This is a genomic window from Bradyrhizobium betae (assembly GCF_004123905.1).
In the GTDB taxonomy this organism is placed as follows: Bacteria; Pseudomonadota; Alphaproteobacteria; order Rhizobiales; family Xanthobacteraceae; genus Bradyrhizobium; species Bradyrhizobium betae_A.
This window is the reverse complement of sequence record NZ_MZXW01000035.1, coordinates 497034-520214: the sequence shown is the minus strand read 5'-3', so window position 1 is coordinate 520214 and position 23181 is coordinate 497034. Positions and strand designations below refer to the sequence as shown.

General features: G+C 64.2%; 24 protein-coding genes. 17 read left to right on the top strand and 7 right to left on the bottom strand.

The window, feature by feature from the left end:
- Positions 1–23: 23 nt before the first annotated feature.
- Positions 24–1004, bottom strand: coding sequence for a tripartite tricarboxylate transporter substrate binding protein (locus B5V03_RS27640; protein ID WP_129273508.1), 981 nt, complete (start codon positions 1002–1004; stop codon positions 24–26).
- Between the two features lie 117 nt (positions 1005–1121).
- Between B5V03_RS27640 and B5V03_RS27635 the strand changes: the two genes are divergently transcribed.
- The 7 genes from B5V03_RS27635 (at position 1122) to B5V03_RS27605 (ending at position 7314) form a co-directional block, all read left to right on the top strand.
- Positions 1122–1832, top strand: coding sequence for a TetR/AcrR family transcriptional regulator (locus B5V03_RS27635; RefSeq protein ID WP_129273507.1), 711 nt, complete (start codon positions 1122–1124; stop codon positions 1830–1832).
- Between the two features lie 30 nt (positions 1833–1862).
- Positions 1863–2747 carry an amidohydrolase family protein gene (locus tag B5V03_RS27630; RefSeq protein ID WP_129273506.1) on the top strand — a complete coding sequence of 295 codons (885 nt, stop codon included), beginning with the start codon at positions 1863–1865 and terminating at the stop codon, positions 2745–2747.
- Positions 2744–4045: a C4-dicarboxylate transporter DctA gene (gene dctA / locus B5V03_RS27625; protein ID WP_129273505.1), complete on the top strand. Its 1302-nt coding sequence runs from the start codon at positions 2744–2746 to the stop codon at positions 4043–4045. The genes B5V03_RS27630 and dctA overlap by 4 nt, the downstream gene beginning before the upstream one ends.
- A gap of 66 nt (positions 4046–4111) precedes the next feature.
- The gene (locus B5V03_RS27620; protein WP_129273504.1) at positions 4112–4825 is read left to right on the top strand and encodes a PIG-L deacetylase family protein; all 714 of its coding nucleotides are present in this window, start codon (positions 4112–4114) and stop codon (positions 4823–4825) included.
- Complete coding sequence (locus tag B5V03_RS27615; RefSeq protein WP_129273503.1) at positions 4822–5505, top strand: 4-carboxy-4-hydroxy-2-oxoadipate aldolase/oxaloacetate decarboxylase; 684 nt, start codon at positions 4822–4824, stop codon at positions 5503–5505. Before B5V03_RS27620 ends, B5V03_RS27615 begins: the two co-directional genes overlap by 4 nt.
- 19 nt (positions 5506–5524) lie before the next feature.
- Positions 5525–6394: an ABC transporter substrate-binding protein gene (locus B5V03_RS27610; RefSeq protein WP_129273502.1), complete on the top strand. Its 870-nt coding sequence runs from the start codon at positions 5525–5527 to the stop codon at positions 6392–6394.
- Positions 6394–7314 carry a DUF1932 domain-containing protein gene (locus B5V03_RS27605; protein ID WP_129273501.1) on the top strand — a complete coding sequence of 307 codons (921 nt, stop codon included), beginning with the start codon at positions 6394–6396 and terminating at the stop codon, positions 7312–7314. The genes B5V03_RS27610 and B5V03_RS27605 overlap by 1 nt, the downstream gene beginning before the upstream one ends.
- Before the next feature lie 7 nt (positions 7315–7321).
- On the opposite strand, the gene B5V03_RS27600 is transcribed toward B5V03_RS27605, so the two are convergent.
- From B5V03_RS27600 to B5V03_RS27590, 3 genes are all read right to left on the bottom strand, one after another.
- Positions 7322–7636: a hypothetical protein gene (locus tag B5V03_RS27600; RefSeq protein WP_129273500.1), complete on the bottom strand. Its 315-nt coding sequence runs from the start codon at positions 7634–7636 to the stop codon at positions 7322–7324.
- Between the two features lie 144 nt (positions 7637–7780).
- Positions 7781–8986: an amidohydrolase family protein gene (locus tag B5V03_RS27595; protein WP_129273499.1), complete on the bottom strand. Its 1206-nt coding sequence runs from the start codon at positions 8984–8986 to the stop codon at positions 7781–7783.
- A gap of 22 nt (positions 8987–9008) precedes the next feature.
- Positions 9009–10265, bottom strand: coding sequence for an amidohydrolase family protein (locus tag B5V03_RS27590; RefSeq protein ID WP_129273498.1), 1257 nt, complete (start codon positions 10263–10265; stop codon positions 9009–9011).
- 162 nt (positions 10266–10427) lie between these two features.
- Here B5V03_RS27590 and B5V03_RS27585 point away from each other — a divergent pair, with 162 nt between their 5' ends.
- Entirely contained in the window at positions 10428–10844 is a 417-nt protein-coding gene (locus tag B5V03_RS27585; protein WP_129273497.1) for a nuclear transport factor 2 family protein, read from the top strand.
- On the opposite strand, the gene B5V03_RS27580 is transcribed toward B5V03_RS27585, so the two are convergent.
- On the bottom strand, positions 10841–11599 hold the full coding sequence (locus B5V03_RS27580) for a GntR family transcriptional regulator (protein WP_129273496.1): 759 nt from the start codon (positions 11597–11599) through the stop codon (positions 10841–10843). The genes B5V03_RS27585 and B5V03_RS27580 overlap by 4 nt on opposite strands.
- Before the next feature lie 198 nt (positions 11600–11797).
- On the opposite strand from B5V03_RS27580, the gene B5V03_RS27575 reads away from it, so the two are divergent.
- The 9 genes from B5V03_RS27575 to B5V03_RS27535 all read left to right on the top strand — a co-directional run bounded on the left by B5V03_RS27575 (position 11798) and on the right by B5V03_RS27535 (position 20738).
- Entirely contained in the window at positions 11798–12670 is an 873-nt protein-coding gene (locus tag B5V03_RS27575; RefSeq protein ID WP_245502353.1) for an ABC transporter ATP-binding protein, read from the top strand.
- 2 nt (positions 12671–12672) lie between these two features.
- Positions 12673–13449: an ABC transporter permease gene (locus B5V03_RS27570; RefSeq protein WP_129273611.1), complete on the top strand. Its 777-nt coding sequence runs from the start codon at positions 12673–12675 to the stop codon at positions 13447–13449.
- A gap of 41 nt (positions 13450–13490) precedes the next feature.
- The gene (locus B5V03_RS27565) at positions 13491–14516 is read left to right on the top strand and encodes an ABC transporter substrate-binding protein (RefSeq protein ID WP_129273494.1); all 1026 of its coding nucleotides are present in this window, start codon (positions 13491–13493) and stop codon (positions 14514–14516) included.
- A 16-nt stretch (positions 14517–14532) separates the two neighbouring features.
- On the top strand, positions 14533–15972 hold the full coding sequence (locus B5V03_RS27560; protein WP_129273493.1) for an amidohydrolase family protein: 1440 nt from the start codon (positions 14533–14535) through the stop codon (positions 15970–15972).
- A 140-nt stretch (positions 15973–16112) separates the two neighbouring features.
- Positions 16113–17021 carry an amino acid ABC transporter substrate-binding protein gene (locus B5V03_RS27555; RefSeq protein ID WP_129273492.1) on the top strand — a complete coding sequence of 303 codons (909 nt, stop codon included), beginning with the start codon at positions 16113–16115 and terminating at the stop codon, positions 17019–17021.
- Positions 17022–17144: 123 nt separating this feature from the next.
- Positions 17145–17618, top strand: a complete 474-nt coding sequence (locus tag B5V03_RS27550; RefSeq protein ID WP_129273491.1) for a MarR family winged helix-turn-helix transcriptional regulator — start codon at positions 17145–17147, stop codon at positions 17616–17618.
- Positions 17619–17620: 2 nt separating this feature from the next.
- Positions 17621–19672: an FUSC family protein gene (locus B5V03_RS27545; RefSeq protein WP_129273490.1), complete on the top strand. Its 2052-nt coding sequence runs from the start codon at positions 17621–17623 to the stop codon at positions 19670–19672.
- Positions 19669–19875, top strand: coding sequence for a DUF1656 domain-containing protein (locus B5V03_RS27540; protein ID WP_129273489.1), 207 nt, complete (start codon positions 19669–19671; stop codon positions 19873–19875). Before B5V03_RS27545 ends, B5V03_RS27540 begins: the two co-directional genes overlap by 4 nt.
- Entirely contained in the window at positions 19872–20738 is an 867-nt protein-coding gene (locus tag B5V03_RS27535; RefSeq protein WP_129273488.1) for an efflux RND transporter periplasmic adaptor subunit, read from the top strand. Before B5V03_RS27540 ends, B5V03_RS27535 begins: the two co-directional genes overlap by 4 nt.
- Before the next feature lie 90 nt (positions 20739–20828).
- Here the strand turns inward: B5V03_RS27535 and B5V03_RS27530 are convergent, their stop codons facing one another.
- The gene (locus B5V03_RS27530) at positions 20829–22040 is read right to left on the bottom strand and encodes an acyl-CoA dehydrogenase family protein (RefSeq protein ID WP_129273487.1); all 1212 of its coding nucleotides are present in this window, start codon (positions 22038–22040) and stop codon (positions 20829–20831) included.
- 26 nt (positions 22041–22066) lie between these two features.
- Entirely contained in the window at positions 22067–23176 is a 1110-nt protein-coding gene (locus B5V03_RS27525) for a glycoside hydrolase family 172 protein (protein ID WP_129273486.1), read from the bottom strand.
- Positions 23177–23181 lie beyond the last annotated feature (5 nt).

The window sequence follows — 23181 nt, the reverse complement described above, 5'->3', positions numbered from 1 at the left end:
TTATTGCCCGTCGCTTGGAGACCTTACTGCGCGCGGATGTCGGCGGCCTTCAGCACCGGCTCCCATTTGGTCGCCTCGGCATGCATGTAGGCATCAAACTCCTTGGCCGAGGAGCCGACGGGGGCTGCGCCGATCTTGCCGAGCGTCGACAGCACGTTCGCATCCTGCAGCGCTGCCTTCAGATCGGTCTCAAGCTTCGCCACGATCTCCGGCGGCATCTTTGCAGGCCCAAGAACACCCCACCAGACCGAGACGTCGTAGCCAGGCACGCCTGATTCCGCGACCGTCGGAACGTTCGGCAATGTCTTGGAGCGTTCGGCCGAGGTCACCGCGAGCGCGCGCACCGGGCCGCCCTCGAGCTGGCTGATCGCTTCCGCGAGTGGGTTGATGCTGAGCGGGATATCGCCGGCGATGACGGCGGTCAGCGCCGGCGCGCCGCCCTTGTAGGGGATTGAGACGATCTTGGTGCCGGACATGTATTTCAGAAGCTCGCCGGCGAGATGCGCCGAGGTCCCGTTGCCGGACATGCCGTAAGAGAGCTTGTCCGGCTCCTTCTTGGCAGCAGCCAGGAGATCACTGAGCGTCTTGTAAGGGCTGTCCTTGGCCACCACGATCGCGAGCGGCGAGGACGCAACTTCTGTGATCGCGGTAAAATCCTTGAACGTGTCGTAGGGCACGCTCGGATAGATGAACTGGTTGAGCGGATGACCGCTCGCGACCAGGATCAGCGTGTAGCCGTCGGGCGCGGCCTGCGCCAGCGTCTGCGAGGCGACGATGCCGCCGGCGCCGGGACGGTTGTCGATCACCGGTTGCTGGCCCCAGGTCTTGGCCAGTGCCTGGCCCAGCGTGCGCGCGAGCACGTCGACCGCGCCGCCGGCCGCGTAGGGCACGAGGATGTGGACCGGCTTGCTCGGATAAGTGTCGGCGGCCTGCGCGGCGCTACTCGCGAGCAGCAGACCGGCGCCGAGCATCCAAGCGCCGACCTTCTTGTTCAAACCCAGCATTATTCAGCACTCCTTGGGGCATTCACGTCCGCGCGGTGGTCTTCCGAGCCGCTCCCGGACATTGCCCCGTGGTTTTTGTTGACGAGACCTGATCTTTTGTACGATAGTACAAATCACATGGTACGCAAGCCCACCAGCAAGGAAACGGCCCGCAAGCCGAACATGCGCGAGGCGATCCTCGCCGCGGCCGAGGAGCTGTTCGCCACCAACGGCTTCAACGCTGTTTCGGTGCGCGATATCGCGCAGGCGGCCGGCGCCAATCCCGGCAGCGTCACCTATCATTTCAAGACCAAGGACGGCCTGCTGCTGGAGATCTACCGGCGCCATTGCGGGCCGATGAACCTCCGCCGTTCCGAGCTGCTCGCCGCCGCCAGGCGCGTGCGCGATCTCCAGGACCGGCTCGAGGCAGTGGTGCGGGCCTATGTGGTGCCGGCCTTCACCTCCGGCAGCGATCTCGCCGGCGGCGGCGCGCGTTTCACGCGGCTGCGTGCCGTGATGTCGGCGGAAGGCAACGAGGTCGCGCGAAAAATCATCGCGCAGACTTTTGACGACACCAGCCACGCCTTCATCGACGCGATCCACGACAGCCTGCCGCACATTCCGCGCACCGATATCGTCTGGCGCAGCCATTTCCTGCTCGGCGCACTCTATTATTCGCTGGTGACGCCGGACCGCGTTTCGCGGCTGTCGCGCGGCGAGGCCGACGGCAGCGACGCCGCCAGCGCCATCGAGCAATTGGTGCAGGCCACCGTGGCAGCGTTCCAGGCACCGGCGCTCGATCAGGCCGCACCAGTGCGGCGGCGGCCGGTCGTCAGCAGCAAGACTTGAAGGAAGCGGTCTCGCTCTGCGGTTGAAGTGATGACGATGACATACACACCGACCATTCCGCCGCCCGATCCGAACACGCGCACGCCGAAATTCAAGCTGCCAAGGCTGTCCTGCGACGCGCATTGTCACATCTTCGGCCCTGGCGCCAAATACCCTTACGCGCCTGATCGCTCCTACACGCCGCCGGATGCGCCACTTGAGGACTTTCGCACGCTGCACGCCAAGCTCGGGGTGGAGCGCGCCGTCATCGTCAATGCCAGCGTCCATGGCACCGACAACACGGTCGCGCTCGACGCCATCGCGCAGAGTAAAGGGGCCTATCGTGCGGTCGCCAATATCGACGGCGCCATCACCGAGCGCGAGCTTCGTGTGCTGCATGAAGGCGGCTTCCGCGGCTGCCGGTTCAATTTCGTCCGCCATCTCGGCGGTGTCCCCGACAAGGGTGTGTTCGATCGCATCGTCGCGATGGTCGCGCCGCTCGGCTGGCACATCGATCTGCATTTCGATGCGATCGACCTGCCTGAATATGCCGACATGCTGACAAGGCTGCCGCTGAGCTACACCATCGATCATATGGGGCGGGTGAAGGCGTCCGAGGGGCTCGACCAGCTGCCGTTCAGGATTTTGATCGAGCTGATACAGCGTGACGAGAAATGCTGGGTCAAGATCTGCGGCTCCGAACGTGTCTCCTCGGTCGGCCCACCGTTCGCCGATGCAGTGCCGTTCGCGCGAAAGATCGTCGAGACCGCGCCTGACCGCGTCATCTGGGGCACCGACTGGCCGCATCCCAACGTCAAGGTGATGCCGAATGACGGCGACCTCGTCGATTTGATCCCGCTGTTCGCGCCGGAGCCGGAGTTCCAGCAGAAGATCCTGGTCGACAATCCCGCGCGGCTGTTCGAGTTCGACCGATGACGGCTCTCGCGATCGACAAGCCGCGCGCCCGCGCCTGGTGGAAGGAGCTCTGGATCCAGGTGCTCATCGCCGTGGCGGCCGGCATCGCGCTTGGCATCGTCAATCCCGAGGCGGGCGCCAAGATGCAGCCGCTCGGGGATGCCTTCATCAAGGCGATCCGGATGCTGATCGCGCCGATCATCTTCTGCACCGTCGTGAACGGCATCGCCCACATGGCCGACATGGCGCGGGTCGGGCGCGTCGCGGTCAAGGCGATCGTCTATTTCGAGATCATGACCACGATCGCACTGATCATCGGTCTCATAGCGGTGAACCTGCTCAAGCCCGGCGTCGGCATGAACATCGATCCCGCCAGCATCAATGCCAGTGCGGTCGAGCCCTACGTCAAGCAGACCGCGGTGATCGGCTTCGTTCCATTTCTCCTCAACATCGTGCCTGCGACATTCATCGGCGCCTTTGCCGAGGGCAACATCCTCCAGGTGCTGTTCATCTCGGTGCTGTGCGGCTTCGCGCTGGTCCAGCTCGGCGAGCGCGCAGCGCCGCTGGTCAGCCTGATCGACATTGCCGCCAAGATGGTGTTCGCCGTGGTCGGCTTCGTGATGTGGGCCGCGCCGATCGGCGCGTTCGGCGCCATTGCCTTCACGGTCGGCAAGTTCGGCGTGGGCTCGCTGGCGTCGCTCGGCAAGCTGCTGGGCGGCTTCTACCTTACTTGCGTCATCTTCATCGTCGTGGCGCTCGGCCCGGTCGCGCGGCTCTGCGGCTTCTCGCTGCTCAAGCTGATCCGCTACATCTGGGAAGAGCTGCTGATCTGCATCGCGACGACATCGTCCGAGACAGTGTTGCCGCGGATGCTGACCAAGCTGGAGAAGGCGGGCTGCGAGAAGAGCGTGGTTGGGCTGGTGATCCCGACCGGGTATTCCTTCAATCTCGACGGCACCTGTCTCTATCTCGCCGCTGCCTCCGTGTTCCTGGCGCAAGCAACCAATACGCCGTTCGGGCTCGCCGAGCAGATCGAGCTGCTGCTGATCCTGCTCGTGACCTCCAAGGGCGCGGCGGGGATCGCGGGCGCCGCCTTTGTGGTGCTGGCGGCGACGCTGTCCGCCACCGGCTCAATCCCGGTGACCAGCGTCGCGCTGGTACTCGGCATCCATCGCCTGATGTCGCAGGGGCTGACGCCGACCAATCTGATCGGGAACGCGGTCGCGACCATCGCGATTGCCAAATGGGAAGGCGCGCTCGACAGCGAACGCCTGAAGCACGTGCTCGACGGTGAGGAGCCTGCGGCCACTGCCGCCTGATGAATTGGCTGCCGGCATGACGCAGGCGGCCTATGATGCTTACGAATGAAGAGGGGAGTTCGTCCCATGAAAACAGGTCTCGTGGTCACGGCACATCCAGGCGATTTCGTCTGGCGCGCCGGCGGCGCCATCGCGCTGCATGCGAAGAAGGGCTATCGTATGAGGATCGTCTGCATGTCCTTCGGCGAGCGCGGCGAGAGCCAGTTCGCCTGGAAGGAAAAGGGCGCGACGCTGGAATCGGTCAAGGCCGGCCGCAAGGACGAGGCGGAGCGGGCGGCAAAGCTGCTCGGCGCCGAGATCGAGTTCTTCGACTGCGGCGACTATCCACTCAAGCTGACTGAAGCGCATTTCGACCGCATGGTCGACATCTACCGCGAGCTCAATCCGAGCTTCGTGCTGACCCACGCGCTGGAAGACCCTTATAATTTCGACCATCCGAACGCAGCGCATTTCGCGCAGGAGACCCGTGTCGTTGCGCAGGCGATGGGCCACAAGCCCGGCGCGCAGTACAAATATTCGGCGCCGCCGGTGTTCCTGTTCGAGCCGCACCAGCCCGAGCAATGCAATTACAAGCCGGATTTGCTCCTCAAGATCGACGAGGTCTGGAAGGAGAAGTACGAGGCGTTCCAGATCCTCGCCGCACAAAAACATCTCTGGGGCTATTACGAGCGCGTCGCGCTCAACCGCGGCATCCAGGGCAGCCGCAACACCGGTGTGCCCATGACCTATGGCGAGGCCTATCAGCGCCTGTTCCCGACGGTTGCGGAGGAGCTGGCATGAAGCCGGTCGTCGTTCGCAACATCAAGCGTGCCGATCCCGCAGGGATGGCGGACTACGGCGTCTCGACCGTGCACGAGGCCTACGGCCGCATCGGCCTGATGAAGCCTTATCTGCGGCCGGTCTGGGCGGGTGCGTCGATTGCCGGTCCGGCGGTCACCGTGCTGGCGCAGCCCGGCGACAACTGGATGATCCATGTCGCGGTCGAGCAGTGCAAGAAGGGCGACATCCTCGTCGTCGGCTGCACCACCGACAACACCGATGGCATGTTCGGCGAGCTGCTCGCGACCTCACTTCAGGCGCGCGGCGTGCAGGGGCTGATCATCGATGCCGGCTGCCGCGACGTGAAGGCCCTCCACGAGATGAACTTTCCGGTGTGGTCGCGCGCGATTTCAGCCAAGGGGACGGTGAAAGCGACGCTCGGCTCGGTCAACATCCCTGTGGTCTGCGCCGGCGTCAACGTCGATCCCGGCGATATCATCGTGGCAGATGACGACGGCGTCGTGGTGGTGCCGAAGCGGTACGCCGCCGAGGTCGCCGAGAAGGCCAAGAAGCGCAACGCGGACGAAGGCGGCAAGCGCAAACGGCTCGGTTCGGGCGAGCTGGGCCTCGACATGTACGGCATGCGCGATGCCCTGGCGAAGGCCGGGCTCGTCTATGTCGACAATCCCGAGGATGTCTGAAGAGGAGCGGAGCGGGCGGATGGATCGTGTCAAGCTGAAGGCCGTGCTCGGCAGTCACCCCCACGTCCAGGCGGTGAAGAGCGGCGCGCTCCGCTCTGACCTCTTCGATCTCGACTTCATCGAATACACGCCGACCAACACCGCGTTCAAGCCGATGGTGCGTGAGCAGGCCTTTGACGTCTGCGAGATGGCGATCGTCACCTATCTGATGGCGAAGGCCCACGGCAAGCCGCTGGTGCTGTTGCCGGCGACTATGATGGGCCGCTTCCAGCATTCCTATGCGCTGTATAATCCGGCGCATGGAACACTCGGGCCGGGCGATCTCGAAGGCAAGCGCGTCGGCATCCGCTCGTTCACGACGACAACGGGCGCCTGGATCAGGGGCATCCTCGCCAACGACTACGGCGTCAATCTCGACAGGATCAAATGGGTGACCTTCGAGGATCCGCACGTCGCCGAATATGTCGACACCACCGAGCGGGCGCCGAAGGACAAGAAGGTCTTGCAGATGCTGCTCGACGGCGAGATCGACGCCGTGCTCGGGGAGACGTCTAACGATCCCCCGTTGAAGTCGCTCTTCCCTGATCCCGCAGCGGAGGCCACCAAATGGTACGCTCGCCGCGGCGTCGTGCCGGTCAATCATCTCGTGGTCGTGACCGAGCAGCTTGCGAAATCGCGGCCTGATGTGGTCGCGGGCGTCTATGATCTGCTCAAGCGGAACAAGGAACAGATGGGCACCGCGGCAACGCCTGACTTCGTTCCATTCGGGATCGAGGCCAACAGGAAGCCGCTCGAGCTGATCGTCGACTACGCGTTCCAGCAGGCGCTGATCCCGCGCCGCTATGCGGTCGAGGAGCTGTTCGACGCAACGGCACGAGGATTGAATTGATGGCGGATCCCAAGCGGTGGCAGATCGGGCTGGTCGGTTATGGTGAGGTCGGCCGCATCCTGGCCGAGGATTTGCGCCAGCAGGATATCAAGGTCTCAACCTACGACATCAAGCTCGGAGGTGAGCAGGGCGTTGCACTGAAGGAGCATGCGGCGAAATTCGGCGTTTCGCTCGCAGCGTCTCACGCCGAGCTAACCGCGAAATCCGACTCCATCATCTCGGCCGTTACGGCGAGCCAGGCCGTGTCGGTCGCAAAGGCCTGCGCGGCCGCGATCAATCAGGGCACCTGGTTCCTCGATTTCAATTCGGCCTCTCCCGGCGCCAAGCAGCGCGCCGCGGCGCTGATCGACGGCGCCGCGGGGCGCTATGTCGAGGGTGCGGTGATGACGTCGGTGCCGCCGTATCGCATCAAGGTGCCGCTGCTGCTCGGCGGCCCTGGCGCCAGGGAGCTGGAGCCGCTGCTGAACACGATCGGCTTTGCGGCGAAGGTTGCGAGCGACAAGCTCGGTGTGTCCTCGGCCGTAAAAATGTGCCGCAGCATCATGATCAAGGGCCTGGAGGCCATGGTCATCGAAAGCTTCACCACCGCGCGGGCCTATGGCGTCGAGGATGCCGTGCTCGCTTCACTGACGGAAACCTTTCCCACGATCGATTGGGAGAAGCAGGGCGCCTATTTCTTCCAGCGCGTGATCGAGCACGGCCGCCGCCGCGCCGAGGAAGTCCGCGAGGTCGCAGAGACCGTGCGCGAGGCGGGGCTGACGCCGTGGTCGGCGCAGGGCACGGCCGAGCGTCAGGCCTGGGTGGCCGATCTCGCCGACGAAGGCCTGTTCGGAACGAAGGGTACGAAGGAGTTCGCCCGCAGCGCCGACTGGCGCACCGAGGCGGATCGGATCCTGGCGAAGATCAGGCGCCAGGGGTAGCGCGGCTTCAGGCTACGACCGTGCCGCGATAGTTCAAGACTTCGTCGCGAGCCTGCTCGATCAGCTCAATCAGATACCTTGATTTGCGGGCGAGTTGGTCTGTCGCCGGTTGCACGCGAAATTCGGCGAGCACCGCCCGGATGCATTTGGCTGCTGCGTCGAGGGTCCAGAGCGCGCGGGTCATGTCGCCCTGCGTCTGGATCGCGGACAGATCCAGATCCGACAGAACGTGGCCGATGCCGTCGAGCCGATTGGCGGCGGCGTCGGCGGGCGTGTTGGCCCGCATGGAATGATAGTCGATGCTGCTGAATGCGCTGAACATACCCATACTCCCCATTGAACGCTAATGGTCAGTGCAGGTCCCAATTAGGATCAGCGAGGGGCGACTCGCAACGCGTTGAGCTACGGACCGGGATTCTACCGGACTCGGGTGAGCCGAGATCGGCGGTAAAATCGGATGGGCGCGTCAGCTGCGCTTCCCCACAATCTTACCGTTGGAGGCGGCCAGCCTGCCTCCCTTGTAGACGGCGCGCCCCTGAGGCACCGCGACCACGGCCTCGGGCACGTGTTCCGCATTCAGCGTCACGAAATCGGCCTTGGCGCCGACGCGGAGGCCGTATCCTTCGAGCCGCAACGCCCTCGCGCCTGATGCGGTCACGACGTCGAATGCGGCGCGCAGCTCTTCGTCGATGTTGAAGCCGGAGCGATAGCCGAGCGTCGTGGCCCGGCGCAGCATGTCGCCGTCGCCATAGGGCCACCAGGAATCGCGGATGTTGTCGTTGCCGCTGAAGACGGTGACGCCGGCGTTACGCAGCGCCAGGATCGGCGGAAACGGTCGGGCGCCTGGCGCATTCGTCATGATTGCAACGCCGGAGCTCGCGAGGTTGTCGGCGATTGTCTTGAGGTAGTCTGCTGAGATATCGCCAAGCCCGTAAGCGTGGCTGATGGCGACGCGACCCTCCATGCCGAGTGCGCGCGTGCGCGCTGCGATCTGCTCGATCTCGAACGCGCCAAGCGTGCCCATGTCGTGCAGATGGATGTCGACATCGACACCGTGCTTGTCGGCGACGCCGAACACGACGTCCAGATGTTTCTCGACGTCGCGATCGAAACTCGCGGGATCGAGCCCGCCGACGAGGTTGGCGCCAAGGCCAATGGCTTCGTCGAGCAGCTGCGGGGTGCCCGGACTCGCGAGGATGCCGCTTTGCGGAAAGGCGACGAGCTGGATGTCGATCAAGCTGTTGTACTCTTCGCGCACGCGCAAAATTGTTTCGAGCGATTTCAGGCCGACCGAGCCGTCGACCATGACATGGCTGCGCATCTGCGTGGTGCCGTGGCCGATGCAGAGGTCGAGCTGGTTGCGCGCACGCACATCCATCGGTGCGGCCTCGGCCATGTTCTCGGCCTGGAAGGCGACGCGCTCATGCACGTTGAAGCCGTTGGGGCATGGCTTGTGCGGCTTCCAGGCATCGCCATAGAAGCTGGTGTCGAGATGGATGTGGCCTTCGACGAAGCCGGGAACGACGAGGGCGCTGTTGAGGTCGATGGTCTCGTTCGCGGCCGGACGCTCATCGACCGACGTGATCGCCGCAATGCGTCCGTCCTTGACCGCGAGGTGATGGCGCAACCCGTCGTCGAAGCGCGCGTTCAGGAAGATCGTGTCGAAGGCCATTTTGGTTCCTCCGTTGGTCGATTTAGCTTCGTGGGCGGAACAGAGTAGGCCGCTGCCGTGCAAACGTCTGCCGGCCAGCCTTGAAGCCCATCACGATGTCAGGCAGCTCCGCGATGGCGAAGCGGCTGTCCTGCGTATCAAGCGCGATGAGATCGGCGGGGTTGCCGACCTTGATGCCGTAATCGCCAAGGTTCATCAGCCGCGCCGGCAGCTCGGTGACGAGATTGAGGCAGGTGTCGAAGTCGCTGACGGAGGCGTGCGCGACATTGGCGTAAAAGTTCGCCATCCGCAGCAGCGAGGCGTCGCCGAAGGGCGTGAAGGGATTGAGCACGTTGTTGGTGGCGACCGAGCACAGCACACCGTCGGCTGCGAGCTTGTGGGCGAGGGTCAGCCCGCGCGGCGCGTTGTGGGTGGCTTCGCGTCCCATGAGATAGAGATCGGTTGCCGGCAGCACGGTGACGGCAACGCCGGCCTTTGCCAATTGCGTGGTGGCGGCCTTCATCCGCTCTGGCGGCAGTGCGGAGAGTTTTGTGGCGTGTCCAATCGCGACGCGGCCCCCGTAGTTGCGCCGCTCGGTCTGCCGGCAGACCTCGTCGAGGTGCCACCAGGAAGGGTCGAGATCGAAATCGAGATGGAGATCGACATCCACGTCAAATTCCTGGGCGAGGTCAAAAATGCGTTCGAGATGGGCGTTGGGGTCGGTGTCCATATAGGGACAGCCGCCGATCGCCTCGCCACCGTCGCGCAGCGCTTTGACCAGCAACTCTTCGCTGCCGGGATCGTTGGTCAGGCCTTCCTGCGGGAAGACGCAGAGCGAGAGGTCGATCGCCCAGGCGTAATCGCGCTTGAGCGTCTTGATCGCCTCGAAGCCGCGGAGGCCGATGCGCGGGTCAATTTCAACATGCGTGCGCATCCGCGTCGTGCCGTGCACGATGGCGCGTTCCAGCACCCGCGCGCCGCGCGCGTAGACGTCCTCGACGGTAAAATCCTTCTTCATCCCGGCAACGGCGCGGATGGCTTCCGAGACGCTGCCGTGATTGTGCCCGCAGCGGCCGAGCAGGCAGGCCTTGTCGAGATGGATGTGGGTGTCGACGAAGCCGGGCAGGGCAAGGTGTCCGCCGACATCGACCTCCACGGCCCCGCAGGCAAGCTTTTCGCTGCTTAGGCTGGGCTCGATCGCAACGATCCGGCCGCCTTTCACGCCGATATCGACGGGCGCGGCGGATGAGCGCAACAGCGCGTTACGGAAGATCAGGTCGAAGGCGGTCTGGCTGGTCATGGCGTCGGATTCAACTGTGATAGCCTAGCGGAAGGTTTTGGCGTGGGCAGCTCCAGATTGTGTGCAGTGCTGGCGGCAGGTTGTTTAAAAAATGTGCATACAGTTGGAGCCATGAATTGTATGATATCGACAGCCTCAGGAAATCCGCCAAGTGAGCCCGATATGTCCGCCCCTGCAAAAGCCGAACGCCCCAAGACCGATGCCGAGATCGTGGAGGCCTATCTCACGGCCTCGATGATACCCGATCCCGATGCTGCCGCGGTCTACATGAAGCCGGGCACGGTGATCACGTTCACCGGTGGACGCGAGTTCGATCATCCGCGCGGGCCGACCGGCTTCAACGCCAAACGCTATCGCTGGGTCAAGAAGAAGATGGACCGGTTCGACGTCTGCCCGGGCGCGGACGAGACCGTCGTCTATAGCGTCGGCACGCTCTATGGCGAATGGATGGACGGCACGCCGTTCGAGGGCAATCGCTATGTCGATCGCTTCGTCGTGAGAGGCGGGCAGATCGTGAAGATGGATGTCTGGAACGACAGCGCCGAGCGAATCCTCGTTCAGCGCGGCATCGAGGCTTAACCCCTTCGCGCGACTTTCGGCAGCTTGACGACGCGGTCGCTCGCGACCTCGTCGGCATAGGGCGCGAGAATATCCAGCAGGTCGCGGCCGCGCTGCGGAGTGGGGGCGACCAGCGCGCGATTGGCCACGGAATCGAGGTGATGATGCATCAATTCCATCACCTTGGCCTCGTCGCCCTTGGCGAGCGCGGCAATGATGGCGCGATGCTCGTTGATGGCGCATTCGGTTGAATGCGGCCGGCTGTAGAGCGACAGCGTCAGGCAGCAGCGATAGGCGACCTCGCTGACATAGCGCACCAGGATCGGGCTGCTCGTCATCTGCGCGAGCAGGATGTGGAATTCGGTGGCGAGCCGGATCGAGACCGCATCGGTGCCGCCGCGCGCGCGGTCCTCGGCGTCGACATGGTCGTTCAGCTCCGAGATCTGGCTCCTGGTCAGCTTGCCCGCGAGCTGGCGCACGACGAGCCGCTCGAGCTCGATGCGGATATCGAAGGCATCGCGCGCTTCCTGCCAGCTTGGCGTCGCCACCACCGCGATCCGGTTGCGGCGGAGCTCGACCAGGCCTTCGGCCGCGAGCTGTCCCAGCGCGTGGCGTGCAATGGTGCGACTGACGCCAAAGCGCTCGCCGAGCGAATCCTCGGGCAGCTTTGCGCCGGGCTCCAGCGCCTGCTCGATGATCGCGCGCCTGAGCGCGCGGCAGATCACGCTGACCTTGTCTGATGATTCAGAAGTCTTGCTAGTGGGGCGCGCCGCCATCGGCGAATCCTTGCGGGAAGGGACGAGGCCCCATCTTTAGCATAGCCTCGGGCGATCCAGCGCCCCAATTGCATGCAGTTTGGTGTCCGGATTGCCCAAAACGAATCCCGCCATTTGGCGGGCGGTTCGGTCAGACCGTCGATTTTGCTGAAGTCTAGGGCTGGCATCCAGCTTGCATGCACTTTGGCTGTGATGCGCATGCAACCCAACGCCCAGTTTGACGGCCAGCCTGTTCCCGAAGGCTCCGGCCCCGTTGCCATCGAGCTGTCCGAGGCCTCCGTGACCTTCGGGCGCGGCGACCGCGCCGTGCCCGCGCTGTCGAAGACGAGCTTGAGGATCGCCGACGGCGAGTTTGTCGCACTGGTCGGGCCATCAGGATGCGGCAAATCGACCATTTTGCGTCTCGTCAGCGGCCTGGTGCAGCCGACCAACGGCGTCGTCATTGTCGGCGGCCGCGAGGTTGCGGCGCGGGCGCTGCGGGTCGGCATGGCGTTCCAGAATCCGACCATGCTGCCGTGGATGACGATCGAGCGGAACATCATGCTGCCGCTGAAGATCGTCGAGCCGTTCCGCTCCAATTTTCGCAGGCTGCGCAAGACCGAGTTTCGCGACAAGGCCAATGCGCTGCTGGAGCAGGTCGGCCTCAAGGGATTTGGCAGCAATTATCCCTGGCAGCTGTCCGGCGGCATGCTCCAGCGCGCCAATCTCTGCCGTGCGCTGATCCACGAGCCGCGCATGCTGCTGCTCGACGAGCCCTTCGGCGCGCTCGACCAGTTCACCCGCGAGGAGCTGTGGGCGATCCTGCAAAACCTCTGGATGACGCACAAGCCGACGGTGCTGCTGGTGACGCACGATCTGCGCGAGGCCGGCTTCCTTGCCAGCCGCATCTGCGTGATGAGCGCGCGTCCCGGTCGCATCCTCGACGACAGTCGTGTCGAATTCGCGCGGCCGCGTACTGTCGCCATGACCTTCGAGCCGGATTTCGTCGCGCTGAACCAGAAGCTGCGCGCCTTCATCGAGGATGCCCGCAGCGCGGCCCAAGGCAGCGCGGCCCAGGAGGGGACAGGCTGATGATGTTCGGGATCAATGTCAGGCAGAAGGCGTGGTCGGCGGGGCTGATCGTGCTGTTCTTCGTTGCCTGGGAATTGTTCTGCCTGGTGACCGGCATGTCCGATCTGGTGCTGCCGCGGCCGTCACAGGTGTTCGTGACGCTGTGGCAGCGTTTTCCGGTGCTGTGGCCGCACATCGTGCAGACATTGGCGACCACGATGCTCGGGTTCGTGCTCGGTGTTGCCCTCGGCGTCGCCCTCGGCGCCATCATCGGCGTGTCCAAGACCGCCTATGACACCTGTTATCCGCTGCTGATCGGCTTCTCCTCGATCCCCAAGGTCGCGGTGGTGCCGATCTTCGTGCTGTGGTTCGGCTCCGGCACTGTGCCGGCGGTGCTGACGGCGCTCTCGATCTGTTTCTTCCCGATCGTCGTCAACATCGCAACGGGCTTGGCGACAACCGAGCCCGAGCTCGAGGACGTGCTGAAGGCGCTCGGTGCCAGCAAGTTCGACATCCTCTGGAATGTCGGCCTGCCCAGGACCATGCCGTTCTTCTTCGCCTCGCTGAAGGTCGCGATCTCCTACGCCTTTGTCGGCGCGGTGCTGTCGGAGACGGTCGCCTCCAACCGCGGCCTCGGCAACGTCATGATGTCTGCGTCCTCCAATTTCAACGTGCCGCTGGTGTTCGCCAGCCTGTTCGTGCTCGCCGCTCTCGGCGTCGCGCTCTACGTCGTTTTCTCGCTGATCGAAGGGCGCGTCACCGGCTGGGCCACGCGCAAGAACGACGTGATCGCCACCTGATTTTTCTGAACCGTCACGCAACGAAGCTTGAGGAGGTCTCGATGTTGAGAAAAGTAACTGTCGCGCTGCTGGGATTGGCCCTGTCCACGGGCGTCGCCGCTGCCGAAGACACCACGATCAAGTTCACGCTGGGCTGGAAGACCCAAGGCAGCGACGCCGCTTTCTTCTATGCCAAGGACAACGGCTACTTCAAAGAGGAAGGCCTCAACGTCGTGATCGACCAGGGCGAGGGTTCCGGCGCCACCGTCACCCGCGTGATGTCGGGCGCCTATGACGCCGGCTTCGGCGACGTCAACGCCATCATCCAGAACGCCTCGACCAAGCCGCAGGAGGCGCCCGTCATGGTCTACATGATGTGGAACCAGCCGCCGTTCGCGATCGTCGCCAAGAAGACCAGCGGCATCAACACCATCAAGGATTTTGAGGGCCACACCCTCGGCGGCGCGCAGGGCACGCCGACGACGCGCCTGCTGCCGGTGTTCACGCGCAAGAACGGGCTCGACGGCGAGAAGATCAAGATCTCCAATATGGCCCCGAACCTCCAGGAGCCGATGCTGATCAAGGGCGACATCGATGCCGCGCTCGTCTTCAACATCACCAGCTATTTCAACCTGGTGCTCAACCGCCAGGATCCTGACAAGGATTTTAAATGGTTCTCGTTCGGTGAGTATGGCCTCGACCTCTATTCCAACGGCGTGATGGTCTCCAAGAAATTGATCGCGTCGAACCCGAAGGCGGTCGCGGGCCTCGTGCGCGCCATCAACAAGGGCGCAATCGCGGTCGCCAAGGACCAGAACGCCGGCATGAAGGCCGCGCTGAACTACGACAATCTGATCGACGTCGCGGTCGAGAAGCGCCGGCTGCAATATTCCTTCGACAAGCTGATCGTCTCGCCGGAGATGAAGGAGATCGGCATCGGCGACATCAAGGATGACCGCATGACGCGCGCCATCGGCATCGTGGTCGAGGGCTATCAGCTCGCCCGCGCGCCGACGCCGGCAGAAGTGTTCTCGCGCGAGTTCCTGCCGCCGCGCGCGGAGCGGGAGTTGGTGTATACTGCCAACTGATCTTGGAGCGACGGTCATGGCCACGGAGATTTCGGCAAGCAGCCTGTTCCGTGGCCCCGACCTCGGTGCCGCCGATAATGTCGTGCTGCGGCACGACGGCGGTGTCATCACTGACATTTCGGAAGGAGCGCGGGCCGCCAGCGGCCCGCGCTCCTTCGTCATTCCAGCCTTCGTCAATGCCCACGATCACGCCCGCGCCACCGCGTCATCCTTCGGCGCGATGGGCATGCCGCTGGAAAGCTGGATTCTGCGGACGGCTCTCGGCACGCCGGTCGATCCCTATTTGACCGCGGCGTCCGCGCTGGCCCGTGCGGCCAAGGCCGGCTGCGCGGCGATGATGGTGCACTACACCCGGCCCAGCGGGACGATGCCGTTGCTCGACGAAGCCAAGGCGATTGCGCGGGCGGCATCCGACGTCGGTATCCGCATCGCCTTTGCGCTCGCTGTACGCGACCAGAATCCGATCGTTTATGGTGATGCCGAGCCCGTGCTCGCTGGCCTCCCCAGCGACGACCGCAAGACCATCGAAGACCTCTTCGTTCGCGCGCCGATGTCGCCAAGAGCGTATATCGAGCTGACCGATGCGATTGCTGCGGCCATCGCAGGCCCGATGGTCGACGTGCAGCTTGGGCCCGCAGGCGTGCAATGGTGCTCGAAGCCGCTGCTGGAGGCCGTCGCCGAGAACTCGGCGCTGACCGGCCGCCGCATTCACATGCATCTGCTGGAGACCGTCTACCAGCGGGCCTGGGCCGACCAGAACTTTCCGGACATGGTGCGGTGGCTGCGCGATATCGGATTCCTTTCGGAGCGGCTGACGCTCGCGCACTGCATTCATGCCCGGCCGGACGAGCTGGAGATGATCGCGGCCTCCGGCGCGCGCATCGTCACCAATTTCAGCTCGAACATGCATCTGCGCTCGGGGCTCGCCCCGGTCGCCGCCGCGCATCGATGTGGCTGCGCGATTGCCGTCGGTGTCGACGGGCTCGCGCTCGACGAGGACGACGACATTTTGCGCGAGATGCGGTTGGTGCAGATGGTCCATGGCGGCCTCGGCTTCAAGCCGACATGGACGCCGGCCGAGCTGTTCGCGCTCGCCGTCCGCAACGGACGCCGCGCCACTGGCGCGCCGGGGAGCGGGGAGTTGGCTGTCGGCAATCCCGCTGACTACGTCGTGATCGACCTCGATCGGCTCGACCGCGACCGGATCATGCCTGTTGATCCCATGGCGCTGCTGTTTGCGCGCGGCAACGCATCGTTGGTGAAGGAGGTCGTCGTATCAGGCAAGACGATCGTCAGGGACGGCGTGCCCGCAGGCGTTGACCTGCCGGCCATCGAACTGGAATTGCGCGCGATGTACCGCGGCAATGTCGGCAAATTCGAAAATTTCCAGCGAATGTGGCAACCCTTGTCGGAGCGGCTATCCGGTTGGTTCGAGCAGCAGCTCAGCTGCGAATAGGGCGGGCACGACCGTCGTCCCGGCCGATATAAAACCGCGATAGCTGATAGGCGGAACCTTGTCTGGCGATTGGTCCGGCTCTGGGCTATCACATGCGCGGCTGCGCGCCGGCGTAGCCGATATCTCTTGAGGAGCCCCCGATGCGTCTTCCCACCATTCTCCTGGCCGTCACATGTCTTGCCGGCGCAGCGTCCGCCGAAGACCTCACGGGCACGCTCCAGAAGGTGAAGGAGACGAAGAAGATCACGCTCGGCTATCAGGAGGCATCTGTGCCCTTCAGCTATCTCGACGGCAACCAGAAGCCGGTCGGTTTTGCCATGGATATCTGCCTCAAGATCGTCGATGCCGTGAAGAAGCAGCTCGGCATGCCCGACATCGCCGTCGATTATCTCGCCGTGACCTCGTCGAACCGGATTCCGCTGATGGTCAACGGCACGCTCGACCTGCATTGCTCGGCGACCACCAACAATGCCGATCGTCAGAAGCAGGTCGCCTTCACCAACACGCATTTCCTCAGCGCGACGCGGTTCGCCGCCAAGAAGGCGGCGAAGATCAACACCATCGACGATCTCAAGGGCAAGTCGGTCACGGCGGTGGGGGGATCGGTCAACCTGACCCAGCTCGCCAAGGTCAACACCGAGCGCAATCTCGGCATCAAGATCATGCCGGCCGTGGACCAGGCCGAGGCCTTCCTGCTGCTGGAGACCGACCGCGCCCAGGCCTACGCGCTCGACGACGTCCAGCTCGCGGTCGCGATCGCCCGCTCGAAAGAGCCCGCGCTGTTCATGATCAGCGAGGAGACCTTCTCGAAGGCCGAGCCCTTTGGGATCATGCTCCGCCGGGAGGATGCGCCGTTCAAGGCGCTGGCCGATCGCGCGACCGCGGAGCTTTACGCGAGCCCGGAGATCGAGGTCTTCTACAAGAGGTGGCTGGAATCGCCGACGCCGCCGAACGGCCTCAACTACAACGTCCCGATGTCGGCCGCCTTGCGCAACGCCTTCAAGAAGCCGAGCTCGAGCGCCGATCCGGATGTCTATGTGGTGAACTGAGGCGAGGGCGGCTTTGTTGTTGGTCTCATGACTGCGCTGTCCTTGTTCGCATTTACGTGATCGATCGCAATATGCCGGACTATATAGTTGCAGGCTAATAGTTCGTGTCCTACCTAATTTGGCATGGCGCCCTCGCAAGGCTTTATCCACGCCGAACTCGGCCGGCTCATCGCGCGGCTCGCGCGTGTGTGGCGCCATGAGTCCGATCAGGCGCTGTCCGATCACGGCTTGTCCTATGCGACCGCGATCCCGCTGCTGGTGCTGTCGCGCCAGGGCGAGACCGTGCGGCAGGGCGTGCTCGCCGACGAGCTCGGCATCGAGGGACCGTCGCTGGTCCGGCTGATCGATCTGCTCCAGGCCGAGGGTCTGGTGGAACGCCGCGAGGACCCGACCGACCGCCGTGCCAAAACGCTCCATCTGACGCGGGCAGGCGAGGCCAAGGTCGAGGAGACCAACCGCGTGCTGCGGCGGGTGCGGGCAAGCCTGCTGAGGGATATCGGGGCGGACGAACTTGCGATAACCTTCGAGACGCTCCAGCGCATCGAGCAGCGGGCCAGCCGCCTGCATCAAGCCAAGATGTTGTCCGAGGCGAAATAATCATGCGCGCAGGTGAGCCGTTCCTGGTCCGCCACGCGGACCTCGTTTTCGCGTTGAAGACGTTCGCCGCGTCGATGCTGGCGCTTGTCATCGCACTGGCCATGGATTTGCCGCGGCCCTATTGGGCGATGGCGACGGTCTACATCACCTCGCAGCCGCTGGCGGGTGCGACCAGCTCAAAAGCCTTCTTCCGCGTGCTGGGCACGCTGGCCGGCGCGACCATGACGGTGGCGCTGGTGCCGAACCTGATCAATGCGCCGGAGCTGCTCTGCCTCGCCATTGCCCTCTGGGTCGGACTTTGTCTTTACCTGTCCCTGCTCGACGGAACGCCGCGCAGCTACGTGTTCATGTTGGCGGGATATACGGTCGCGCTGATCGGCTTTCCTGCGGTGTCTGAGCCTGGCGCCATCTTTGACACCGCGGTATCGCGGGTCGAGGAGATTTCGCTCGGCATCATCTGCGCCAGCCTCGTCTCGACCATCATCTTTCCTCGCAGCGTTGCACCCGCGGTCGCAAGCCGGGTCGATCTCTGGCTGGCCGATGCGCGTCGCCTCAGCCAGGCCGTGCTGTTGCGCGAGGGCACCAGCGAATCGCGCCGCCCGAGGCGTCTCAAGCTCGCGACCGATATCGTCGAGATCGGCACGCTCTCCACCCATCTTGCCTATGACCGCCTGACCGACCGCAATGCAGTGAACGGCCTCGGCGAAATCCGGCTGCGCATGCTGATGCTGCTGCCGGTGATCGCCTCGCTGGAGGATCGGCTGGCGGCGCTGGGGGAAGAAGCTTTGCGCCGGCGGCCCGAGTTGAAGCGGCTGTTGGAGGACCTCGCGCAATGGATCACGAGCGATGTCGGCGCACGGCAGCCGGCCGAGCGGATCCGCGCTGCGATTGCGGAGCAGCAGGCTGTGCTCGACGACAGCGCCGACTGGGAGCGGATCATCACCACCAGCCTGTTGTCGCGGCTGCGCGAGCTGGTCGACCTCTCGCGCGACTGCCGCGTGCTGACCGAGGCGATCGCCGACAACCGTCATATCTCCACCGTCGATCTGGCATTCCATTCCGAGGCGGGTGCGAGGTCGGTGCGCCATCGCGACCGCGGTCTCGCATTGTGGTCGGCGGCGGGTGCAGCCACGGCCATCCTGATCTGCTGCGTATTCTGGATCGGCACCGGCTGGCCGGACGGAGCATCGGCGCCGATGATGGCGGCGGTCGCGTGCTCGTTCTTCGCCGCCCAGGACGAGCCCGCGCGCTTCATCCGCAGCTTTGGCCGGTGGTCGCTGGTCGCGATCGTCGTCGTCGCGATCTATTTGTTCGCGGTGGTGCCCGCGATCTCCCATCTCGAAGTGCTGATCGTCGCCCTGGCGCCGACGTTCCTGCTCTATGGCTTCCTGATTGGCCGCCCCGCCACGGCGGGCACCGGCATGGCGCTCGCGGCCAACACCGCGACCTTGCTCGCGATCCAGTCGACCTACAGCGCGGATTTTGCGTCCTACGCCAATTCGGCCGTCGCCTTCTTCGTCGGCGTCGTCGTCGCCGAGCTCGTGACCCGGATCGCGCGCGGCGTCGGCGCCGAGTGGATCGCCAATCGCCTGGTGCTGTCGAGCTGGAAAACGATCGCGGTCGCCGCCGAGCGTCGCGGCAAGCGCGATCGCGCGGAGTTCGCAGGCTTGATGCTGCATCGGCTCGGGCTGCTGGTGCAGCGTATCGCCTATCTCTCGGAGAGCGATCGCCGCGACACCGACAGCCTCGTCCAGCTCCGCATCGGTATCAACATCATCGATTTGCGCCGCGCGCGTTATGGGCTTGCGGCGTCCACCATTGCCGTCATCGACGACATGCTCGACCAGCTCGCCGTCGCCTGCCGCAGCTATGCGGGGGAGGGAATGCCGGCCGCCTTGCTGACAAGCGTGGACCGGGCGTTGGCCCGGGCGGTGAAAGATCCGAATGACAACGCACGCGAAGACGCCCTGATCGGTCTCGTCGGCATCCGCCGAGGCCTGTTCCCGGACGCGCCGGCCTACCGGTCGCGTGCGGGCGAGAGTGTTGCGGCATGAGATATGTGATCGACATCTACGGCGTGCTGGTGCCGTCGCTTCTGCTGTGGATCATCGTCGCCTATGTGCTGAGCGCGATTTTGCGCCGGCTGATGCAGCGCTTCGACTTCTACCGGCTGGTCTGGCACCGGGCCTTGTTCGATTTCGCCATTTTCGTCTGCCTGCTCGGCGGCGTCGTCTATCTCTCGGAGTTTTTGCCATGAAGGGGAATTTCGCCTGGCTTGGCCGCCTTGCGCTGACCGTGCTCGCCGTTATCGCGGCGCTTGCCGTCGGCCGCGAGCTCTGGATCTACTATATGGAGCAGCCCTGGACCCGCGATGGCCGCGTCCGCGCCGACGTCGTGCAGGTGGCACCCGATGTGTCCGGCTTCGTCACCGAGGTGCTGGTCAAGGACAACCAGAAGGTCCGTCGTGGCGACGTGCTGTTCCGGATTGATCGCGAGCGTTTTGCGCTGGCGCTGCGACAGGCCGATGCGTCAGTTGCCGGTCATCAGGCCACGCTCGATCAGGCCAATGCCGATTTGAAGCGCTACAGTGCGCTGACCACCGATGCAGTATCGCAGCAGAAGCAGGAGCAGGTGCTCGCCACCCAGCTCCAGGCCAAGGCGTCGTTCGACGCGGCCGTCGCCGATCGCGCGGTCGCCCAGCTCAACCTCGACCGCAGCGAGGTTCACGCGTCGGTGAACGGCGTGATCACCAACATGGATCTGCGCCCTGGCGCCTACGTTTCGGCCGGGAAGGGCGTGATGGCGCTGGTCGATACCGACACCCTGCATGTCGAAGGCTATTTCGAGGAAACAAAGCTCGCGCGCATTCGCGTCGGCGACAAGGTGCAGGTCCGCCTGATGGGCGAGAAGATCACGCTGTCAGGCCGCGTCGAAAGCATCGCCGCCGGCATCGAGGACCGCGACCGCGCCGAAGGTGCCAGCATGCTCGCGAACGTCAACCCGACTTTCAGTTGGGTGCGGCTGGCCCAGCGCGTGCCGGTGCGGATCGCGCTGGATCCGGTGCCTGACGCAGTGTCGCTTGTCGCGGGGCGATCGGCGACGGTAGAGGTGTTGGATTAGTCGCGCGCTTTGCGCTGCGCATGACTGCGCCCTCTCCCCTTGTGGGAGAGGGCATCTACCCTCCCGTCGTTTTTGCCAGCTGAGCGCCTCTCAAGCGTTCGAATATTTCTTCAGCTCGAACCTTGCAATCTGGTTGCGATGGACCTCATCCGGGCCATCCGCCAGCCGCAGCAGCCGCGCGGTCGCATAGGCTTGCGTCAGCCCAAAATCATTCGACGTGCCGCCGCCGCCATGGGCCTGGATCGCCCAGTCGATGACCTGGCAGGCCATGTTGGGTACGGCGACCTTGATCATCGCGATCTCGGCTTTCGCGACCTTGTTGCCGACCGTGTCCATCGCATAGGCGGCGTTGAGTGTCAGGAGCCGAGCTTGCTCGATCATGATGCGGGCTTCGGCGATGCGCTCCTGTGTGACCGTCTGCTCCGAGACCGGCTTGCCGAAGGCGACGCGGCTGCGGACGCGGCGGCACATTTTTTCCAGCGTGCGCTCGGAGAGGCCGATCAGCCGCATGCAATGGTGGATGCGGCCGGGGCCGAGGCGGCCCTGCGCGATCTCGAAGCCGCGTCCTTCGCCGAGCAGCATGTTCTCCTTGGGTACGCGGACATTGGTGAAGATCACTTCGGAGGCTCTGTCAGGCACGCCGTAGAAGCCGAACACGGGCAGGGGCCGCTTCACCTCGATGCCCGCCGTGTCCATCGGAACCAGGATCATGGATTGCTGCTTGTGGCGGTCCGCATTGTCAGGATCGGTCTTGCCCATGAAGATGCAGATCTTGCAGCGCGGATCGGTCGCGTTGGTCGTGTACCATTTGCGCCCGTTGATGACGTAATGGTCGCCGTCGCGCACGATCGAGCTTTCGATGTTGGTTGCGTCCGACGATGCGACGGCGGGCTCGGTCATGGCGAAGCAGGAGCGGATTTCGCCCGCGAGCAGCGGCTTCAGCCAGCGCTCCTTGTCCTCTTTCGTGCCGTAGCGCTCCAGCACCTCCATGTTGCCGGTGTCGGGCGCCGAGCAGTTGAACACTTCGGGCGCGAGATGCGAGCGGCCCATCACCTCGCAGAGCGGGGCATATTCGAGATTGGTGAGGCCCGCGCCGTGACTGGACTCCGGCAGGAACAGATTCCACAGACCTTCCGCGCGTGCCAGCGGCTTCAGCTCCTCGACAACGGGATAGACTTTCCACGGCCCGAGCTCTTCCGCCTCGTGATAGAAGCGCTCCTCATTCGGGTAGATGTGCCGGTCCATAAAACTTTCGAGCTTGCGCTTGAGCTCGACGACTTTGGGCGACATCGGGTAGAGCATCTTCGTCTCCTTGAGCGATCGGCGGCCTATGCGATTTCCAGATAGTCCGGCCCGGGCAGTTCTGGGAAAGGCGCCGTCGGCAACGTCTGGTACCAGAACGCGACCGAGGCGATGTCGTCCTTCAACGGAAGATATTTTCCGTCCCTCGCGCCGGGCAGCCAGCCCAGCGCCTGGATCGTCACGCGCAGATCGCTCTGGAAGCGCACGGGATCGGGGATGTGCCAGCGATACAGGCCAAAGCGCTGCTGCGATTTGTAGACGCCGTCGGGGCGGATCACCTGCGGCAGGCCGGCATAGGGCGTAGTGAACTCCAAATAGCGGGATTGCCCCTGGCCGCCATGCGCGACGTGAGGATCGAAATTATAGGCGCCGCAGAAATAATCCTCGGTGCCGGTGCCGCAGATCGTCGGGAATGCGCCGTCGCCGTCGATGAAGAATTTGATCTCGCCTTCGCCCCACCAGCCATTGTTGTTGACGCCCCACGCCATGTAGGTGCCGACATATTGGCCCGCGCCCTTGACACCATCGAGGATGGTGTAGACCTCCTTGTAGGGCAGCGGATTGGTGCGCCGGAATTGCGCATGGAAATAGGCGCAGTCCTCGGGCACGTCGGTCAGCGTATAGTTGATCTGATAGTAGACGGTCAGCTGCTCCTCGCTGCGGTTCTCCAGCGTGAAGCGAGCGCGCTTGCGAAACGGCATTTCCCAATAGCAGTTGAAGGCGCGGCCGGGATTGACGCAGACCGCGAGCGAGGACACCTGTGCAAACTCCTCCCAGCCGCAGGCGAAGAAATCGCCGGCCGGGCATTCGACACTCGGCTGTTCCTGATCGTCCCAGTAGATGCGTAGGATCGAATGGCGCAGCCGTCCGCGCGCCAGCGTCATCCAGATCTGCTGGATCGCGCCCTGGCCCTGGATCTCGGCGAGGGTAAAGGTCGCGCCGGGTTCGATGATGACGTAAGGAGAGACCTTCCAGCCCTGGCCGAGATCACGGGCCTGGCGTGCGGCCGGGCCGTCGACGGACATGCCGCCCTTGCCCTTCTCGCCCGAAAAGTTCTCGGGGCTGATCGAGCGCGTCTGCGCGTTCGACAGGCGCGACAGATTGCCGAGATGCAGGCCCAATCCGGAAAACGCCATGGTGT

Coding starts and splice junctions, on each gene's coding strand:
- B5V03_RS27640 (WP_129273508.1), bottom strand. CDS start 1,004: ATGCTGGGTTTGAACAAGAAGGTCGGCGCTTGGATGCTCGGCGCCGGT.
- B5V03_RS27635 (WP_129273507.1), top strand. CDS start 1,122: ATGGTACGCAAGCCCACCAGCAAGGAAACGGCCCGCAAGCCGAACATG.
- B5V03_RS27630 (WP_129273506.1), top strand. CDS start 1,863: ATGACGATGACATACACACCGACCATTCCGCCGCCCGATCCGAACACG.
- dctA (WP_129273505.1), top strand. CDS start 2,744: ATGACGGCTCTCGCGATCGACAAGCCGCGCGCCCGCGCCTGGTGGAAG.
- B5V03_RS27620 (WP_129273504.1), top strand. CDS start 4,112: ATGAAAACAGGTCTCGTGGTCACGGCACATCCAGGCGATTTCGTCTGG.
- B5V03_RS27615 (WP_129273503.1), top strand. CDS start 4,822: ATGAAGCCGGTCGTCGTTCGCAACATCAAGCGTGCCGATCCCGCAGGG.
- B5V03_RS27610 (WP_129273502.1), top strand. CDS start 5,525: ATGGATCGTGTCAAGCTGAAGGCCGTGCTCGGCAGTCACCCCCACGTC.
- B5V03_RS27605 (WP_129273501.1), top strand. CDS start 6,394: ATGGCGGATCCCAAGCGGTGGCAGATCGGGCTGGTCGGTTATGGTGAG.
- B5V03_RS27600 (WP_129273500.1), bottom strand. CDS start 7,636: ATGTTCAGCGCATTCAGCAGCATCGACTATCATTCCATGCGGGCCAAC.
- B5V03_RS27595 (WP_129273499.1), bottom strand. CDS start 8,986: ATGGCCTTCGACACGATCTTCCTGAACGCGCGCTTCGACGACGGGTTG.
- B5V03_RS27590 (WP_129273498.1), bottom strand. CDS start 10,265: ATGACCAGCCAGACCGCCTTCGACCTGATCTTCCGTAACGCGCTGTTG.
- B5V03_RS27585 (WP_129273497.1), top strand. CDS start 10,428: ATGTCCGCCCCTGCAAAAGCCGAACGCCCCAAGACCGATGCCGAGATC.
- B5V03_RS27580 (WP_129273496.1), bottom strand. CDS start 11,599: ATGGCGGCGCGCCCCACTAGCAAGACTTCTGAATCATCAGACAAGGTC.
- B5V03_RS27575 (WP_245502353.1), top strand. CDS start 11,798: ATGCAACCCAACGCCCAGTTTGACGGCCAGCCTGTTCCCGAAGGCTCC.
- B5V03_RS27570 (WP_129273611.1), top strand. CDS start 12,673: ATGTTCGGGATCAATGTCAGGCAGAAGGCGTGGTCGGCGGGGCTGATC.
- B5V03_RS27565 (WP_129273494.1), top strand. CDS start 13,491: ATGTTGAGAAAAGTAACTGTCGCGCTGCTGGGATTGGCCCTGTCCACG.
- B5V03_RS27560 (WP_129273493.1), top strand. CDS start 14,533: ATGGCCACGGAGATTTCGGCAAGCAGCCTGTTCCGTGGCCCCGACCTC.
- B5V03_RS27555 (WP_129273492.1), top strand. CDS start 16,113: ATGCGTCTTCCCACCATTCTCCTGGCCGTCACATGTCTTGCCGGCGCA.
- B5V03_RS27550 (WP_129273491.1), top strand. CDS start 17,145: ATGGCGCCCTCGCAAGGCTTTATCCACGCCGAACTCGGCCGGCTCATC.
- B5V03_RS27545 (WP_129273490.1), top strand. CDS start 17,621: ATGCGCGCAGGTGAGCCGTTCCTGGTCCGCCACGCGGACCTCGTTTTC.
- B5V03_RS27540 (WP_129273489.1), top strand. CDS start 19,669: ATGAGATATGTGATCGACATCTACGGCGTGCTGGTGCCGTCGCTTCTG.
- B5V03_RS27535 (WP_129273488.1), top strand. CDS start 19,872: ATGAAGGGGAATTTCGCCTGGCTTGGCCGCCTTGCGCTGACCGTGCTC.
- B5V03_RS27530 (WP_129273487.1), bottom strand. CDS start 22,040: ATGCTCTACCCGATGTCGCCCAAAGTCGTCGAGCTCAAGCGCAAGCTC.
- B5V03_RS27525 (WP_129273486.1), bottom strand. CDS start 23,176: ATGGCGTTTTCCGGATTGGGCCTGCATCTCGGCAATCTGTCGCGCCTG.